At 56.0% G+C, this 15767-nt stretch carries 16 protein-coding genes; 6 read left to right on the top strand and 10 right to left on the bottom strand.

What is annotated here, in order from left to right; translation table 11 throughout:
• Position 1: 1 nt before the first annotated feature.
• The 4 genes from L1F30_RS04995 to L1F30_RS04980 form a co-directional block, all read right to left on the bottom strand.
• Positions 2-460, bottom strand: a complete 459-nt coding sequence (locus L1F30_RS04995; RefSeq protein ID WP_253360176.1) for a hypothetical protein — start codon at positions 458-460, stop codon at positions 2-4.
• Between the two features lie 399 nt (positions 461-859).
• A complete protein-coding gene (groL, locus tag L1F30_RS04990) occupies positions 860-2503 on the bottom strand; it encodes a chaperonin GroEL (RefSeq protein WP_253360174.1) in 1644 nt (547 codons plus the stop codon).
• 49 nt (positions 2504-2552) lie between these two features.
• A complete protein-coding gene (locus L1F30_RS04985; RefSeq protein ID WP_253360172.1) occupies positions 2553-2846 on the bottom strand; it encodes a co-chaperone GroES in 294 nt (97 codons plus the stop codon).
• A gap of 178 nt (positions 2847-3024) precedes the next feature.
• The gene (locus tag L1F30_RS04980) at positions 3025-3441 is read right to left on the bottom strand and encodes an FxsA family protein (protein WP_253360164.1); all 417 of its coding nucleotides are present in this window, start codon (positions 3439-3441) and stop codon (positions 3025-3027) included.
• Positions 3442-3573: 132 nt separating this feature from the next.
• On the opposite strand from L1F30_RS04980, the gene L1F30_RS04975 reads away from it, so the two are divergent.
• Positions 3574-4341, top strand: coding sequence for an SDR family oxidoreductase (locus L1F30_RS04975; RefSeq protein WP_253360163.1), 768 nt, complete (start codon positions 3574-3576; stop codon positions 4339-4341).
• 222 nt (positions 4342-4563) lie between these two features.
• Here the strand turns inward: L1F30_RS04975 and L1F30_RS04970 are convergent, their stop codons facing one another.
• A complete protein-coding gene (locus L1F30_RS04970; protein ID WP_253360161.1) occupies positions 4564-5580 on the bottom strand; it encodes a DUF481 domain-containing protein in 1017 nt (338 codons plus the stop codon).
• A 64-nt stretch (positions 5581-5644) separates the two neighbouring features.
• On the opposite strand from L1F30_RS04970, the gene L1F30_RS04965 reads away from it, so the two are divergent.
• Complete coding sequence (locus L1F30_RS04965) at positions 5645-5959, top strand: MGMT family protein (RefSeq protein WP_253360159.1); 315 nt, start codon at positions 5645-5647, stop codon at positions 5957-5959.
• On the opposite strand, the gene L1F30_RS04960 is transcribed toward L1F30_RS04965, so the two are convergent.
• A complete protein-coding gene (locus L1F30_RS04960; protein WP_253360151.1) occupies positions 5956-7305 on the bottom strand; it encodes an MFS transporter in 1350 nt (449 codons plus the stop codon). The two genes, L1F30_RS04965 and L1F30_RS04960, sit on opposite strands and share 4 nt — an antisense overlap.
• A gap of 130 nt (positions 7306-7435) precedes the next feature.
• On the opposite strand from L1F30_RS04960, the gene L1F30_RS04955 reads away from it, so the two are divergent.
• Together L1F30_RS04955 and L1F30_RS04950 are read left to right on the top strand one after the other, a co-directional pair.
• Positions 7436-8317, top strand: a complete 882-nt coding sequence (locus tag L1F30_RS04955) for an ABC transporter ATP-binding protein (RefSeq protein ID WP_253360149.1) — start codon at positions 7436-7438, stop codon at positions 8315-8317.
• 3 nt (positions 8318-8320) lie between these two features.
• Complete coding sequence (locus L1F30_RS04950) at positions 8321-9295, top strand: ABC transporter permease (RefSeq protein WP_253360147.1); 975 nt, start codon at positions 8321-8323, stop codon at positions 9293-9295.
• Positions 9296-9311: 16 nt separating this feature from the next.
• On the opposite strand, the gene L1F30_RS04945 is transcribed toward L1F30_RS04950, so the two are convergent.
• Positions 9312-9794 (bottom strand): YajQ family cyclic di-GMP-binding protein, encoded by a 483-nt coding sequence (locus L1F30_RS04945; RefSeq protein ID WP_253360146.1) that lies wholly within the window; start codon positions 9792-9794, stop codon positions 9312-9314.
• 107 nt (positions 9795-9901) lie between these two features.
• On the opposite strand from L1F30_RS04945, the gene L1F30_RS04940 reads away from it, so the two are divergent.
• A complete protein-coding gene (locus L1F30_RS04940) occupies positions 9902-10918 on the top strand; it encodes a hypothetical protein (RefSeq protein ID WP_253360144.1) in 1017 nt (338 codons plus the stop codon).
• Here the strand turns inward: L1F30_RS04940 and L1F30_RS04935 are convergent.
• From L1F30_RS04935 to L1F30_RS04925, 3 genes are all read right to left on the bottom strand, one after another.
• Positions 10893-11765 (bottom strand): hypothetical protein, encoded by an 873-nt coding sequence (locus L1F30_RS04935; protein ID WP_253360142.1) that lies wholly within the window; start codon positions 11763-11765, stop codon positions 10893-10895. The genes L1F30_RS04940 and L1F30_RS04935 overlap by 26 nt on opposite strands.
• 2 nt (positions 11766-11767) lie before the next feature.
• Positions 11768-12325 (bottom strand): 1,6-anhydro-N-acetylmuramyl-L-alanine amidase AmpD, encoded by a 558-nt coding sequence (gene ampD / locus L1F30_RS04930; protein WP_253360140.1) that lies wholly within the window; start codon positions 12323-12325, stop codon positions 11768-11770.
• Between the two features lie 78 nt (positions 12326-12403).
• The gene (locus L1F30_RS04925) at positions 12404-14881 is read right to left on the bottom strand and encodes a DUF1631 domain-containing protein (protein WP_253360138.1); all 2478 of its coding nucleotides are present in this window, start codon (positions 14879-14881) and stop codon (positions 12404-12406) included.
• Positions 14882-15213: 332 nt separating this feature from the next.
• Between L1F30_RS04925 and L1F30_RS04920 the strand changes: the two genes are divergently transcribed.
• Positions 15214-15729, top strand: coding sequence for a TIGR02281 family clan AA aspartic protease (locus L1F30_RS04920; RefSeq protein ID WP_253360136.1), 516 nt, complete (start codon positions 15214-15216; stop codon positions 15727-15729).
• Positions 15730-15767 lie beyond the last annotated feature (38 nt).

Below are 15767 nucleotides of genomic sequence, written 5' to 3'. Positions count from 1 at the left end.
CTTAATTGCGACGGCGTTTTGATAGGTCAATAACGGGGCTTGACCGGCGTTTGGGGGCACAGGCGACCGGCTCCCAGCTCGCCATCCCCCGCAGTGCCTGGTCATCCAGCTTTTGCACCCTAAAGCACTTATCGCCTATCACTACCGCCTGACGCCCGAAGGCATCCGGCGCCAGTGGCACGGCATCCAGTGGCGCCCGGCCTCTGGGCGCCGCTTGTATGCGTGCGCTTAATGCAGCGTCAAACACGGGGCTTGGCTGTGTGGCCGGTGCAGACGTTTGGGGTACCCATCCAGACAATGCGCGCGCCTTGCTGTCTGCAAGGTTGAACCGGGGTCTAGGTACAAGTGCCTCGCGCACAGCCTGTGCCGGCGCGGCTGCGGCTACTGGGGCTGGTGCTGGTGTTTCGGAAGGATTGGCCACCACTGGCCGGGTGTTATTGACGGCTGCCTGGCGGGCCATAGGTGGCGCCGGGGTTTGGGTGGGTTGCGGCACTAAGCGCAGCGCTATGGTCTTCGGAACACTTACCCGAGGCTCGCCCGGCCGGCCCACCGCCACATATAAACAGGCCACGAGCACCGCACACACTATTGCATAAATAGCGTGACCGCCGCCCCCTGAAGGCTGTGCCTGCCAATGCACATTGTGCAGATGGTAGGCACGTACCTCAGCCCAGGATAAACCCACAGGCCGCGCGCGGCGCGCATAAATATGCCGGGGCGCCCCCATAAGCGAATACCCTGATCAAGATGGGCAATTTGACTCAACGCACAGGCGCAAGTTCCCCGAGCGCCACCAAAAGTAAAATGTCAGGCGAAAAAAAACCCGCCAAGCGGCGGGTTTTTTTAAGCGGGGTTGGGCTTACATCATGCCGCCCATGCCACCCATGCCGCCCATGTCAGGCATTGCAGGCGCAGCACCCTTGTCTTCAGGCTTGTCTGCAACCATGGCTTCGGTGGTGATCATCAGGCCGGCAATAGAGCCCGCGGCCTGCAGCGCAGTACGGGTTACTTTTGCTGGGTCCAGAATACCCATTTCCAGCATGTCGCCGTAGGTACCGTTACCGGCGTTGTAACCGAAGTTACCCGTGCCGGCTTTCACTTTGTCTGCCACTACCGAGGCTTCTTCACCGGCGTTGGTGACGATCTGGCGCAGCGGCGCTTCCATCGCACGACGGGCCAGGTTGATACCGGCAGTTTGCTCGTCGTTGTCGCCAACCAGATCTTTGATGGCTTCAACTGCGCGCAGCAGTGCCGTACCGCCGCCAGGTACCACGCCTTCTTCAACGGCTGCACGGGTAGCGTGCAGGGCGTCTTCAACGCGGGCTTTCTTCTCTTTCATTTCAACTTCGGTAGCCGCACCCACCTTGATTACCGCAACACCGCCGGCAAGCTTCGCCACGCGCTCTTGCAGTTTTTCACGGTCGTAGTCAGAGGTAGTGTCTTCAATTTGTACACGGATCTGCTGAACGCGGGCCTTGATGTCGTCGGCATTGCCAGCGCCATCAACGATGGTGGTGTTCTCTTTGCTCAGGGTTACGCGCTTGGCGCTGCCCAAGTGCTCAAGGGTAGTGCTTTCCAGATCCAGGCCAACTTCTTCAGAGATAACGGTGGCACCGGTGAGGATGGCGATATCTTGCAGCATGGCCTTGCGACGGTCGCCGAAGCCAGGCGCCTTACAGGCAGCCACTTTCACAATGCCGCGCATGTTGTTTACAACCAGTGTTGCCAGTGCTTCGCCTTCTACGTCTTCAGCGATGATGATCAGCGGCTTGCCGGCTTTGGCTACCGCTTCCAGCACGGGCAGCAGCTCGCGGATGTTAGAGATTTTTTTGTCTACCAGCAGCAAGAAGGGGCTCTCGTGCTCGGCGATCATGTTGTCTTGGTTGTTGATGAAGTAAGGTGACAGGTAGCCACGGTCGAATTGCATACCTTCTACGATGTCCAGCTCGTTTTCCAGGCTGTTGCCTTCTTCAACGGTGATCACACCTTCTTTGCCCACTTTTTCCATGGCTTCGGCAATGATGCCACCGATGGATTCGTCAGAGTTGGCAGAGATAGTGCCTACCTGAGCGATGGCCTTGCTGTCGGTGCAGGGCTGGGCGATAGACTTAACGTGCTCAACAGCAGCAATTACCGCTTTGTCGATACCGCGCTTTAGATCCATCGGGTTCATGCCTGCCGCTACCGCTTTCAGGCCTTCGTTTACGATGGCTTGTGCCAGAACGGTGGCAGTGGTGGTGCCGTCACCGGCGTCGTCAGAGGCCTTGGAAGCCACTTCCTTCACCATCTGTGCGCCCATGTTTTCAAACTTGTCTTCCAGGTTGATGTCTTTCGCAACAGACACACCGTCTTTGGTTACGGTAGGCGCGCCGAAAGATTTTTCCAGCACTACGTTGCGACCTTTCGGGCCCAGAGTGGTTTTTACAGCATCGGCCAGAATGTTCACGCCTTTCAGCATTTTCTGGCGGGCGTCGTTACCAAATTTTACGTCTTTTGCAGCCATGTTCGAATTCCTCAAAAATTAGTGATTACAGGATGGTCAGTAAAAAGGATTAACCTTCCAACACACCGTAAATTTCGCTCTCGCTCATGATGATCAGCTCTTCGCCGTCTACTTTCAGCGTGTTGCTGTCTGCATAGCGGCCAAACACCACTTTATCGCCAACTTTTACAGCGGGCGCGCGCACATCACCATTGTCCAAAACCTTGCCGGTACCTACGGCAACAACTTCACCCTGATTGGGCTTCTCTTTAGCGGCGCCGGCCAGCAGGATGCCACCTGCAGACTTGGCTTCCTCTTCGTTGCGGCGAACCACTACACGGTCATTCAATGGACGGATTTTCATGGATTTGTCTCCAAATTTAGCGTTGCTAAACAATGATTAATGCTGGCCTGGCGGCCTGAACCCTCAAATAGTGCCCATTGGCAAAAATTCAAGCGCCCAAAACACCAAGCCGTTAAATTTTGTGAAGGCTAGATGGGGGCCACCAAATGAATTTCAACACCCCCAAGTAGAATTTTTTTTACCGCTCGCGGCGATATTCACCCTCAATGGCATCATTTTTGGCCGCACCCGGCCCACGGAACTGATACACGCGCCCGCGCTTGAGGATGCCCGACACAAGAATCTGGCGCACGCCGGGGGTCAAACACAAAAAGCCTATGGCGTCGGTAAAGAAGCCCGGCACCAGCAGCAACAGGCCGCCCAGCGCCAAAAACACGCCCTGCACCAGCTCTTGGGCGGGCAGCTCCCCCGCCTGCATGCGCGCCTGGGCCCGCAGCAGTGCGCTCAGCCCCTGCACCCGCAGCAGGGCCAGGCCAACAACGGCAGTAGCTATCACCAATAAAACCGTGGGCAAAGCGCCTATTACGCCCCCCATCTTGATCATCAACCACAGTTCAACCATGGGTAACGCAATAAAAATCAACAATAACGGCATCTTCGCCTCCTTACTCTGTACCTAGATGGGCCCGGGGCCGAAGAATTCAACCTTTCAAGGCATCAACACAGTTGTGTTAGACTCGCGAGTCCATTTAACGTTCCACTTTTGGCCAGAATCACAGGGGCATTTATGAAACTTTCGTCATCTACAATCGTTATCACCGGGGCGAGCCAGGGCATTGGCAAAGGTATGGCGCTGCACCTGGCAGGCCTTGGCGCGCAGCTTGCCCTGATCGACCTCAATGCAGAGCGGTTAGAGGAAGTGGCCCTGGCCTGTAAAGAAGCAGGTAGCCCCAAAGCGCTGGCACTGGCTTGTAACGTTGCCGATGAAGCGGCGGTCATCAGTACCTTCGCCCAGATAGCCGAGCAATTTGAGCGCATCGACGGGCTCATCAACAATGCCGGAATCACCCGCGATGGCATGATGCTGAAAGTCAAAGACGGCGCCATTGAAAAACGCATGAGCCTGGAGCAATGGCAGCAGGTCATCGATGTCAACCTCACCGGGGTGTTTTTGTGCGGGCGCGAGGCGGCCTCTATTATGGCGCTGCAACAAAACGACGATGCCGCCATCATTAACCTGGCCAGTATTTCACGGGCCGGCAATGTGGGCCAAAGCAACTATGCCGCCGCCAAAGCCGGCGTAGAAGCGCTCACGGTAACCTGGGCCAAGGAACTTGCGCGCTATAAAATCCGCGCCATGGCCATTGCACCGGGATTTGTGGAAACAGAAATGACCCAATCCATGAAACCCGAGACGCTGGATTTAATTCGTATGGCGGTGCCACTGGGGCGTATGGGCCAGCCCGAACACATTGCCCATACCGCGCAATTTATTCTTGAAAACAACTACCTGTCTGGGCGCACCATTGAAGTGGATGCGGGTTTAAGAATTTAGCAGCCCATAAAAAAACCGGCCCTATGGGCCGGTTTTTAACGGTTCTGCAAGCAGGAAATGCGGGCTTAATAGCGGCCATCGCTTGGGGCTCTCGCATTGCGCAAAAATATAAACCCCAGATTTCATGCGCCCCAAGTACAGGCGCTGCTTTCTAAATATCCGCCGCTATACTGCCAGACAGCAGCCGCCCTTAAGCTTGGCTTTTCGCTGCCAATTAAATCACTACCACTGGTAGCCCACACCCACGGTGATGCGGGTATCGAGCTTTTTGGTATCTGGCTGCGGTTGATTGTTGTAATCGTACTCGTGCTTTACTTCACCAAATACGCCACCCACCAAAGGCATAGTGAAGCCTGTGTCGGCATCCAGCTGCCAGTTCTGGTTGTCTTCGTTGGACACGGCGTAGTTGGAGCTGTGAAAGAACTCACCACCAAAGGCAAACTTGTGGCGGTAGTTCAAACCGGCCGTCCAGGCGGCGCGCTGGTCGCGCTCTTCGTAATCCGGTGTTATCACATCGGGCGCTTTAAAATATTCATCCACGTAGCTTGCGCCGCCACGCACCGAGAGTGCGGTGATGTCGTTTTCCCAGAACTGATAACCAATACCGCTACCGGCGCGGTATTTCTGCTCAATGGCTTTGGCATCATCAAAACTGTAGGCGAGCGTGTTAGTCCAGAACCAGCGCTCGGCGAAGAACCAGTCGAATTGATATTCCGCCAGGCCCCGCTCTTGCTTGGGCTCCGGGTCTTTTGATTTGGAGTCAAACTGCAACTTGCCACCGTGGCGGTAATCTCCGCGGCGATATTCGTTGAAGGCATCAAACACCCAGGTGTCTTCAATTTTGTTGCCCCGATCCTGAAAACCGGTGAGGCTTATTTTACCGGTATAGGTTGAAGAGCCCATGAGAAAATCTTCATAGGGTTCTACCTTATTGATGGTGAGTAACGGCGCATCGCCGGAGCTGCCACCTGCGCAGCTGAATTTAACTTTGGGGCCATCCATACCCACAATGGCACAAGCTTCATCGTGACCGTCTATCTTTACCAGCTCGCTGCTTTCAAGGTTATCAATTTTAGACTTGGCAATAACCATTTCACCCAGCGCATCAGACACCCACACCACGTTGCTGGCATCCATACTTTTAATTTCACCAGACAGCGTGTCGCCGTTTTTCAGCGTTAATTTGCCTGCAAAGGCCGACTGCGCCACTATTAGCAGCACGGGGACTAACCACTTCATACCCACTCCAATTCTCATCGCATAAACGTTATCTTGGCGAATTTTAGACGATGTACGTGACAAAATGAAAACAGATGAGTTTAAAACGCAAATCTACCAGCTGCTTTCGAATATTCCACCGGGCAAAGTTACCAGCTATGGGCGGCTTGCGCGCATGGCCGGGCACCCGGGGCGCGCGCGCATGGTGGGTAGCCTGCTGAAACAATTGCCCGCCGGCAGCACACTGCCCTGGTTTCGGGTGCTCACAGCCAGCGGCAAACCCGCCTTCGCCCCGGGTACGGAAAGTTTTGAGCGCCAACGCGCCCTGCTTGCGCGCGAGGGCGTCACCTTCAGCGCAAGCCACAAGGTGAGCGCCGAGCACTGGTGGCAGCAGGCTTAGCTGGCCTGATTCGGCGGCTTGGCAGCACGGAACATTTGCTCAAGGGGTTCACGCATGCGCCAAAGCAACCACAGGCTTGGGGTGACCATTAGCGTTGTGATCACAAAAAACACCACCCAGTTGCCATCCAGCCAATCCACCATTACGCCGCTATAAGCGCTGAGCAGGGTGCGTGCAAAGGTACCCAGCGAGGCCATGAGTGCATATTGCGTGGCGCTGAACGCCCGGTTCGATAGCATCGACAAAAACGCCACAAACGCCACCGTAGACCAAGCCTGACAAAAACCATCAACCAGCACCGTAAAGGCGTAGAGCGGAATATTCGGCCCCACCACCGCCATCAATGCAAACAGCAAGTTGCTACCGGCCATGGCAATGCCACCAATAAACAAGCCGCGCACCACGCCAAACAACATATTGAAATAGCCGCCAATCAAGGCAAACACGATGGTGACCCACCAGCTCATCAACTTTGAATAGGTGGCAATGTCGGTATTGCTAAAGCCCAGCTCTTTATAAAACACCACCGACATGCGCCCCAAAAAGGCCTCACCGATTTTAAACAAAAACACAAACAGCAATATCGAGAGCGCAAGTTTCACCCCGTTGCGCCGGAAGAATTCATGAAAGGGCCCAACAAGGGTCACCAGCACCCACACCAATACCTTGTTGGCACCGGCGCCGGCGCGCCAATCATTTAGGCGGCCGGCATAATAACTGGCCGTTTCAAGGGCGATGGAGCGGCCCTCTTTGGGTTTAGGCACAAACAGTGAGAGCACCAGAATGACGGCCATCATCACGGCCATGAGCTGGTAGAGTTCAGGCCAAGACCAGTTGCCATCTGATAAAAACAGGGGGATAAACCCCAGGCCCGCATACCCCGTCCACCAGCCTGCGGTGGCAGCTGCCGAGGCCGCGGTCAGGCCGTCGCCCTCCTCGGGCTCGAAGCTGTCTATGCGGTAGGCATCAATGGCGATGTCGTGGGTGGCTGCACACACCGCAACACCAATGGCAAGCCAGGCCATCCACTTCAGCGCATCGGCAGGTGATTGCAGGCTCAGCGAAAAACAGCAAACCACAATGCCCAGCTGGCCAAAAAGAATCCAACCCTTGCGGCGGTTCAGGCCCGGCACTTTCAGGCGGTCAACCAACGGCGACCACAAAAAGTTAATGGAGTAAGCCGCGAACACTGCACCAAAGTAGCCAATGGCTGAGCGCGACAACCCGAACTCTTGCAGCCAGAGCGTCAGTGCCGTGCCGATTATCACCCAGGGAAAGCCGCTCGAAAGCCCCAGCAAAAAGACCGAGAGCACCCGCCGGTCGCCGTAGCGGCGCAGTGTATTCACATCTATGTGAGCAAAAATGGCCGGCTCCTTTACGCATAAAAAATAATGCCGCACCCTAGCAGAGTCCCTACCTTGGGCGCCAGTTGTTATACTGCCGCCCACAACCTTGGGGCACGCAGCGGGCATGGCAGTGGCGTATTTATTGGAAGTGAAAAACCTGGTTAAACGCTACGGCAGCGACACCGCCGTCAATGGCGTGAGCTTTGGCATTGCACCCGGGCAATGCTTTGGCCTTTTGGGCCCGAACGGTGCCGGCAAAACCACCACCATTGAAATGATTGAAGGCGTTACCGAGCCCAGCAGCGGCGAAATTCTCTACCAGGGCGCTGCGCGCACGCCTGCGTTCAGGCGCAACATCGGCATACAGTTCCAATCAACCGCCCTGATGGATTACCTCTCGGTGCTTGAGGTGCTGGAATTATTTGCCGGGCTGTACGAGCAAACCCAACCGCTTGCGCTGCTCATCGATCAGTGCCAGCTTGGGGATTTCCTAAAGCGCGATGCCGCCAAGCTCTCTGGTGGCCAGCGCCAGCGACTACTGCTGGCACTGGCGCTGATCAACAACCCCGCCCTGGTATTTCTGGATGAACCCACCACCGGGCTAGACCCGCAATCGCGCCATAACTTTTGGGAGCTGGTTAACGCGATTAAGGCCCAGGGCAAAACCATTGTGCTCACCACCCACTACATGGATGAAGCCCAGCACCTGTGCGATGAGCTTGCCATTATGGACCGCGGCCAGATTATTTCCCAAGGCACACCCAACGCACTGCTGGCGCAGCATTTCGATGAAGTGTTTGTGTGCCTGCACGCGGGCGCGTTAACCAGCGCACAGGTGGCGCAGTTTCAACCCGTTCGCCACCACGACCAATGGCAGCTGGCAAGCAATGATGTGGAGCGCACGCTGGCAGATTTAATGGGCGCTGGCATCAACCTCACCAGCCTGCAAATTCGCCCACCCACGCTAGACGACCTGTTTCTTAAACTCACCGGCCACAGCCTACGCGAATAACCTATGAAGCGATTGTTAACGCTATTTATTGCCCGCAACAAAGAGTACTACCGCGATAAAAGCTCGCTCGTGTGGAGCTTCATTATGCCGCCGTTGATCATTGGCGTGGTGGCACTGGCCTTCGGTGCGGGCGGCCAGCCGCTGTTTAAGGTGGGCGTGCTCAGCGGCCAAACCGCCGAGGCGCTGTTTCAGCCAGGGCTGGTGCACACCGTTGCCATAAACGATGCAGATTACGGCCAAACCCGCGTGGCGCACCACCAGCTCGACATGCTGGTATCTGAAAGCCACTACTGGGTAAACCCCACCAGCCAAAAAGGTGAAGTACTTGAGGCACTGCTCAAAAAGCCCTTGCTTCGCCAAGAAGTGACCGGCCGGGCCGTGCGTTATGTGGACTGGGTTGTGCCCGGCATTTTAGGCATGAACCTGATGTTTTCAGCCCTGTGGGGCATTGGCTATGTGATTGTGCGCTATCGCAAAAACGGCGTTTTAAAACGCCTGCAAGCCACCCCCACCCGCCCCATCGAATTTTTAGGCGCACAAATCGCATCACGCATGATGATCATGCTGATGGTGAGCAGTATTGTGTACATCAGCTGCGATGTGTTTCTCGACTTCCTGATGCTTGGCAGCTATTGGGATTTACTGGTGGTGGCCTTTGTGGGGAATTTGAGCATGCTGGCGCTGGGGCTGGTGGTGGCCGCGCGGGTAACCAGTGAAGAGTTTGCCAACGGGCTGCTGAATTTTATTAGCTTTCCGCTGCTGATGGTCTCTGAGGTGTGGTTTTCGCTCGATGGCGCACCCGCTTGGCTTTCGCAGCTATCTAACCTAAGCCCGCTCACCCACATGGTAAAAGCGGCGCGCGCCATCATGGTAGATGGCGCAAGCCTTGTGCAGGTGGCAGATCACCTGTTGATTCTGTTGGGGATCTCAGCGGTATTACTGGCACTTTCCACCAAGCTGTTTCGCTGGCAGCCCTAGCGCGGCCGGCAGATCCTTAATCCCTGAAGTTTTCAAACTGCAGGGGCATGCCTGTATCTGCCGTGCGCAACAGGGCAATCACCGATTGTAAATCGTCGCGCTTTTTACCCGTCACCCGCACCTGCTCGCCCTGAATCTGGGCCTGCACCTTGAGCTTTTTGTCTTTAATCATTTTGACGATTTTCTTGGCAAGCTCGGTTTCAACGCCCGTGCGCACCGTAACGACCATGCGCGTTTGCTTACCGCTCATGGCCGGTGCCCCTACATCCAGGCAAGAAATATCCACACCGGCTTTGTGCAGCGCACCCTGCAGAATTTCGAGCATTTGCATCACCTGAAATTCGGCCTCGGCCACCAGTGTTACCGCATAGTCCTGGCGCTCGAATGTGGCATCTACCCCTTTAAAATCAAAGCGGTTGGTAACTATACGGGTAGCTTGATCCACACAGTTAGTAAGCACTTGCTTGTCTACGTCAGACACAATATCGAATGAGGGCATGAAAAAACTCCTGAACAATTATGGCGCGATAATACCAGAAGCACCGAGGGCAGACTTGCCAAAGGCTGAAACTGCGCTATTTTTAGGGTTCAGGCGGAGACCAAGCAATGCATAACAACCACAAGCTGACATACCTCCAACTTCACTCCGACGAAGCGCTGCTAAGCCATGAAGACGATTTTCAAGGCGTTCTGGCCGTGCTTGCCAAAGAGGCATCCCACACGCCCATTGCAGCCTTTGCCTTGTTGGAGCACGAAATTCACCTGTTGCTGGTAGAGCCAGAAGCCCGCGCCCGGGTATTCATGCAACACTTGATTGAAACCCTCACAGGCGAGGCCGACCACCCGCTGCTGGCACGCTGTGACTATCAACCCCTCACAGAAGATCAAGCGCCGGGCGGGCTCGTGCGCCTGCACTCGCTGCCCGTATCCATCGGGTTGGTAGCCGCCACCGATGTCTACCCCTGGACGAGCCACCCGCACTACGCGAATTCACAGGCGCACTTGCCATGGCTTGCCAGCGAATTCCTCTGGCAACTGCTGGCTGTTGCCCAACACGGCCGCGCCAGAGCCTACCGCGCACTGGAGCAACGCATTCTTAGCCGCAAGCCCGAACGGCGACAACGCCCACCTGCCGCCTTATGCGTGCAACAAAACACACCTGCCGATGTAGAGCGGGTAATTAGCCAGGTGCTCGCCGATCACGGGGTAACCCATGAGCAACAGCTGCACCAACGCCCCATGCAACGCCGCCGCGCACAGCTGGCAGGTATCAGCCTCGCGCTGTGCAGCTATTTAGGCATTGAGGGGCAGGCAACAGCCCGCTTAGCGGAAGTCTTTCAATTGCCCGAATCTGAACTTGCGGCATTGGCGCGCAGCGCCGCGCGTCAGGCGAGCCAATACATAGTGCAAACGGGCAACAGTTTAGGCTGTAAAGATATTATTCAAACGGCGCCCCTGCAGGCCCCTGAACATAAAACAATGCCCGCGGTAAGGGCGCCAAGGCGCGCGCAAACCCGGCGGGCTGCCGCGAAAGATGGCGCAACCCCGTTAAACCTCAACCAACCCTTCCCGGGCGCAAATGAAACCAATTCACCCCTTAGCCACCCAGCAATAGAGCAATAACCGCTGCCACACACACCCACAAAATCATCGCGCGCGACATAAGGCTAACCAGCTGATCTATCTCTTTAAGTGCCGCTAAATCACCAGCGGCAAGCTCGCGCACCAGCGCGCCATCAAGCCCCAGCGCACCGCGGTTAAAGGCTTCAACCACCATAGGGGTTGGGCTTTTCATGCACAAACCCAATACCCGCCAACGCTCGGCACAGGCTACAAAGTCGCCCACAATGGCCACCGATAAATAGTAAACCCGCGCCACCGGCCATTCCAATATCCACAGCAGCCGGTAACTCAGGCTGCGGCTACCTTGGGGTAGCGCTTCACTGCGAGCAGATTGCGCCGCCAGGCGATAAAGCAGTGCGCCCGGCGCGCCCAGAATGGCAAACCAGAACAAAACGCTGAACATCCGCTCGAACCCGCGGTAGCTCACCGCCTGAAACGCCTCGGCATGCACCCCCTGCCATTGGCCATCGGTTTGGCAGGAGTACTCGCCATCAAGGCGCAGCGCATCTACTGCCTCACAAGCTGCCCCCTTGTCTTGATCTTGCCAGGCATCGCGGTAGTCTTGCACTAGCGCATCCAGGCGCCCGCGGCCGAGCGCATAAAGCAATACGGGTACATTAATCAACAAAAGCAACAACGGGCTCAGGTGTTGATACACAACCAGGCATACCGCCAATAAAACCAGCACCGGTAGAAACACCAATAACCCCAGCTGCACAAGCGCCGACGCGCTGAATGTGGCTACCCACTTTGCCCATTGCATAAATGGGCCATCTTGCTGCAGTGGGCCACCTGAACCCCACCACTGCACAAGAGTCAACACACACACAATACTCAAAAAACCCATTGTTATGCCCCTATCAAGGATTTGTAATAGGCCCAGTCAAAAGCCGGGCCCGGGTCTGTTTTACGCTCCGGGGCTATGTCGCTATGCCCCACTATGCGGCGTGGCAAGATGTCTGGGTAGGCCTGCATTAAAGTGCGGGTGAGTGTTGCCAGTACATCGTATTGGGCCTGGGTATAGGGAATATCATCAGCCCCTTCAAGCTCAATGCCAATTGAAAAGTCGTTGCAGTTCTCGCGGCCTTCAAAAAACGACTGGCCTGCATGCCAGGCGCGCCGGTTAAGCGGCACAAACTGCACAAGCTCTCCATCGCGCCGGATGTAAGCATGGGCCGAAACTTCCAGACCCTCAAGTTCTGCATAAAACGGGTGGGCACGGGTATCGAGGCTATTGGTGAACAGCCGCTCTATATCAGCACCGCCAAACTCACCGGGCGGCAAGCTGATATTGTGGATTACCAGAAGGGAAATAGAGGTTTGCGCTGGCCGATCATTAAAATTGGGCGATACACAGCGCCTGGCGCCAATCAGCCAATGATCATCACTTGTAGATTTAGGTGCCAATATGCCCCCTGCCCAAATTTAACACAGCCAGCGTTCACCTCCGGCCTGAGCAGCAAAGTATATTAACAATTGCGGGGTTTAACGACCGCGCGTTGAACGAAGGTTGCCAATCACCGCCTCAAGGGCGCGATCAAATAACATGCCATCGTCAAGGGACTGCAATTTGCCATCTCGCAGAGCCTGCGCAAATTCAACAGCAGTTTTTTCAGCCACCTTCATGCCGGCTCGATTTACAAAAATGTATTTGCCGGTGGCCTTGATGATTGCCGCCAAGCGGCAGCGGTATTGTTGCCCGTCTTCATGGTGTTCAAACCATGAGCCCGGCGACATGCGCGCCACTTGGGCCAGGTAGGGGTTGTCGTCCTGAGCGGGCGCAGCCGGGGCCGCGGGCACCTCTTCAGGCAGCGCGGCAATCACGGTTTCAACCATGGCCTGCGGGCTGGGTTCCGCCGGGCGCGGCTCGGCCAGATTAGGCTCGGCCAGATTAGGCTCAGGCGCCTTGGGGGCTTGAGCCTGGGTACCGGCTGCGGGCATACCGGCTGCGGGCATACCGGCTGCGGGCATACCGGCAGCGGGCATACCGGCAGCGGGCATACCGGCAGCGGGCGTACCGGCTGCGGGCGTTGCCTGAGCTTTTGCAGGCTGGGCCTTGGCTGCCGCCTCCGGTTTGGCCGCGGGCTGCGGCTGGGCGGCTACTTTAGCGGCCGCAGCTTCCAAGGGCGCCTTCAAGCGTTGCAGGTGTACTGCTTGCAACTGCTTGAACAGCTGGGTCATTTCAAAGGGGTTGTAAGATACGCTCTCAAGGCCCGTACGCAGGCGCTTAAGTAAATCGGGCACCAGCTGCAACATACGTGCGCGCGCTTCTTTGTCGAGTGTGGCACTCACACTCCATACTAAATCGGCGGCGGTTTGCAGCGCCTCTTTCCATTCATCGCTGCTGGTATCGTGCTTGAGGCAAATTAAAAACAACACATTGCCCCATGCCTCTTGCAGCAGCTTCAGCACGGGTGCAGGCATTGTGCGATCGCCAATTAATGTCGCAACACTCTGGTTAACCAGCGCGCGCGCGCGCTCAGCCTTGGCCTTGCCGTCTTCGGCATCCAGGGTACGCTGCTCCAAAATGGAGGCGCGGCGCTTTTCTTTTTCAATAAATGAAACAAAATCCGCCAACATGTCGCTAAAAATCGACACATCGCTTTCAAAATCGGTAATCAGTTTCTGAACAATGCCATCTATCTTTTTATACAGGGCATCCTTTTCACCGCCGTCGCCCTGCCAGCCCAGTGCCGCCGTGGCCAATTCGTTCAACAAACGCCGAGCCGGGTGGCCACCTTTGCTAAAGAAGGTTTTGTCGGCAATGGCCACTTTCAACAGTGGTATTTGCAGGCGGCCCAGCAGCGCCTTCATGGGCGGTGCCAGGTTGCGATCATCGAGAATAAACTCGAACATCATATTCACAAGGTTAATGATGTCGTCGTCTAGCTGGCCCAGCTTTTTGCCGTCATCACGGGCACGCAGCACATGATCTAACACAGATTTAATATTGCGCTGGCCGCTTGGCAAATCACGCTGCTGCAATTGCGACAGCAAGCGCATCACATCGTTGGTGCCAATGGTATCGCCAGTGAATTCGGGGTTGAGCTGATCGCCTGCTACACCCGATTCACCACGCTGTTGTGCCAGCAGCTGCTGCAGGGTAGACAACACCTCGCCCTCATCGGCCGAACCGCCACCGAGTGACGCCCCGGCTCCCGCCTGTGGGCCACTGCCGCCGGCCACCGAACCACCAGGCGCTCGCACGCCCGCCGGGCCTTGACGCCGCTGGCGCAACTGGCCCTTTAATGAAGGCAGTACGTTGTGCTCAATCAGCGTTTTGTTTACTTCCTCGTACAGCTTGCCAAGCTGGGTGACCACCAGGCGATCAAACAGCTTAAACAGCACCAGCCGCGCCTTAATGTCCAGGCTCATACAGCCTGTGGCATCCACAAACCCTTCACAGAGGGTATCTGGCCCCAGCGGGTTATTCTTTTGGTACACCTTCACGGGCACCAGGCTGTCGATGCGAATGGCCAGGTGCTGAATGGGTTCGGCAAAGCGCTCATTGGCCTTTTGGATCATGGAATCTGTGGCAACCAGCTCTTCGAGCTCATCATTTTGAACCAAAGAAAGGCTATCTATATCCAAATCGGATGCGTAGGCGTCGTCTTGCACCTCGGCCTGCGCCTCTGGCGAGGCCAAGCGCGCGAAGGCGGCATCAATGTGGTCTGCAAAATGGGTTTCCACAGCGCGGCGCTTCAGGCGCACTTCACGCATGGATTCAAAAAAGAGGTTTTGGTCTTGGTTGTTGACTGCCCGGTCGGCCAGTTCAAACAGGGAGTCGTCGGCTTTATCGAACAATGTACGCAAAAGGCCTGCAATCACTTGCTTGCCCTTAAGCTGCACAGCGTGTACCGGAGCAGGCAAGCGCGCAAGCAAAGCGCGATCTACCCGCTTGGCATTGGCCTTGGTATCAGGCTTGAGCGGTACTACATTTGCCCCTTGGGGTCCTGTCGACATTACTGCACTCCACGTTGGCATGCGCTGACTGTTTAACACTCGATCAATACGGCGCCATGCGCCAATATGCGTTGCGATTCTACCTGTTTGCGCCCGGATAAAGGCACTATCCCAGTAGTTATTTTGATGGGCCGGGCCCGCTTGCTGTACGCAAGCCAGCCGGCGCGCTGGGGACTCTAGTATAATCAACTGGCCATACATACAAAGTGGCAGGCCATCAGATCGAGAAATCCATCACATCATGTTATAAGGTTTCGTGTTTATCAGAACCAAAGTCCCTAGTAATATCACACGCCGCTACCAGGGAGCTATAACAAAAGGGACAAAAACCCATGAACAACCCGCAAACTGCGCCCATGGGGCGCACCATGCTGATTATTTGCTGGGTACTGGCCCTGGGCCTGCTCACCCTATTTTTTGGCCGCTGGGAAGACAATCAAGCCAACCCCAATCAGCGCCCTGAAAGCCTGCGCAACCAAAGCCAAACCCTGGTGACCCTACAGGCCAACCGGCAGCACCATTATGTTGCCAATGGCAGCATAAACGGCCAAAACGCGCTGTTCTTGCTGGATACAGGCGCCACAAATGTGTCTGTACCCGCCCATTTGGCCGAGAGCTTTGGCCTGGAGCGCGGCAGGCCCATGACTTCGCAAACTGCCAACGGGCCGGTTACGGTGTACGCCACCACCATCAATCAGCTGAGCCTTGGCGAAATCACGCTCTACAACCTGCGCGGCTCCATTAACCCGGGCATGCGTGGCGATGAAATATTACTTGGCATGAGTGCGCTAAAGCAGGTAGAACTACGCCAGCGCGGCGATACACTCACCTTAATCCAACACCACTAAGGCCCCGCCCGGCGGGCCATAAACTGCTACAATGCGCG

The organism is Simiduia sp. 21SJ11W-1, from assembly GCF_024138675.1.
Taxonomy (GTDB): Bacteria; Pseudomonadota; Gammaproteobacteria; order Pseudomonadales; family Cellvibrionaceae; genus Simiduia.
Note: the sequence above shows the minus strand (reverse complement) of the source record. Positions and strands in the feature narration are given on the sequence as shown.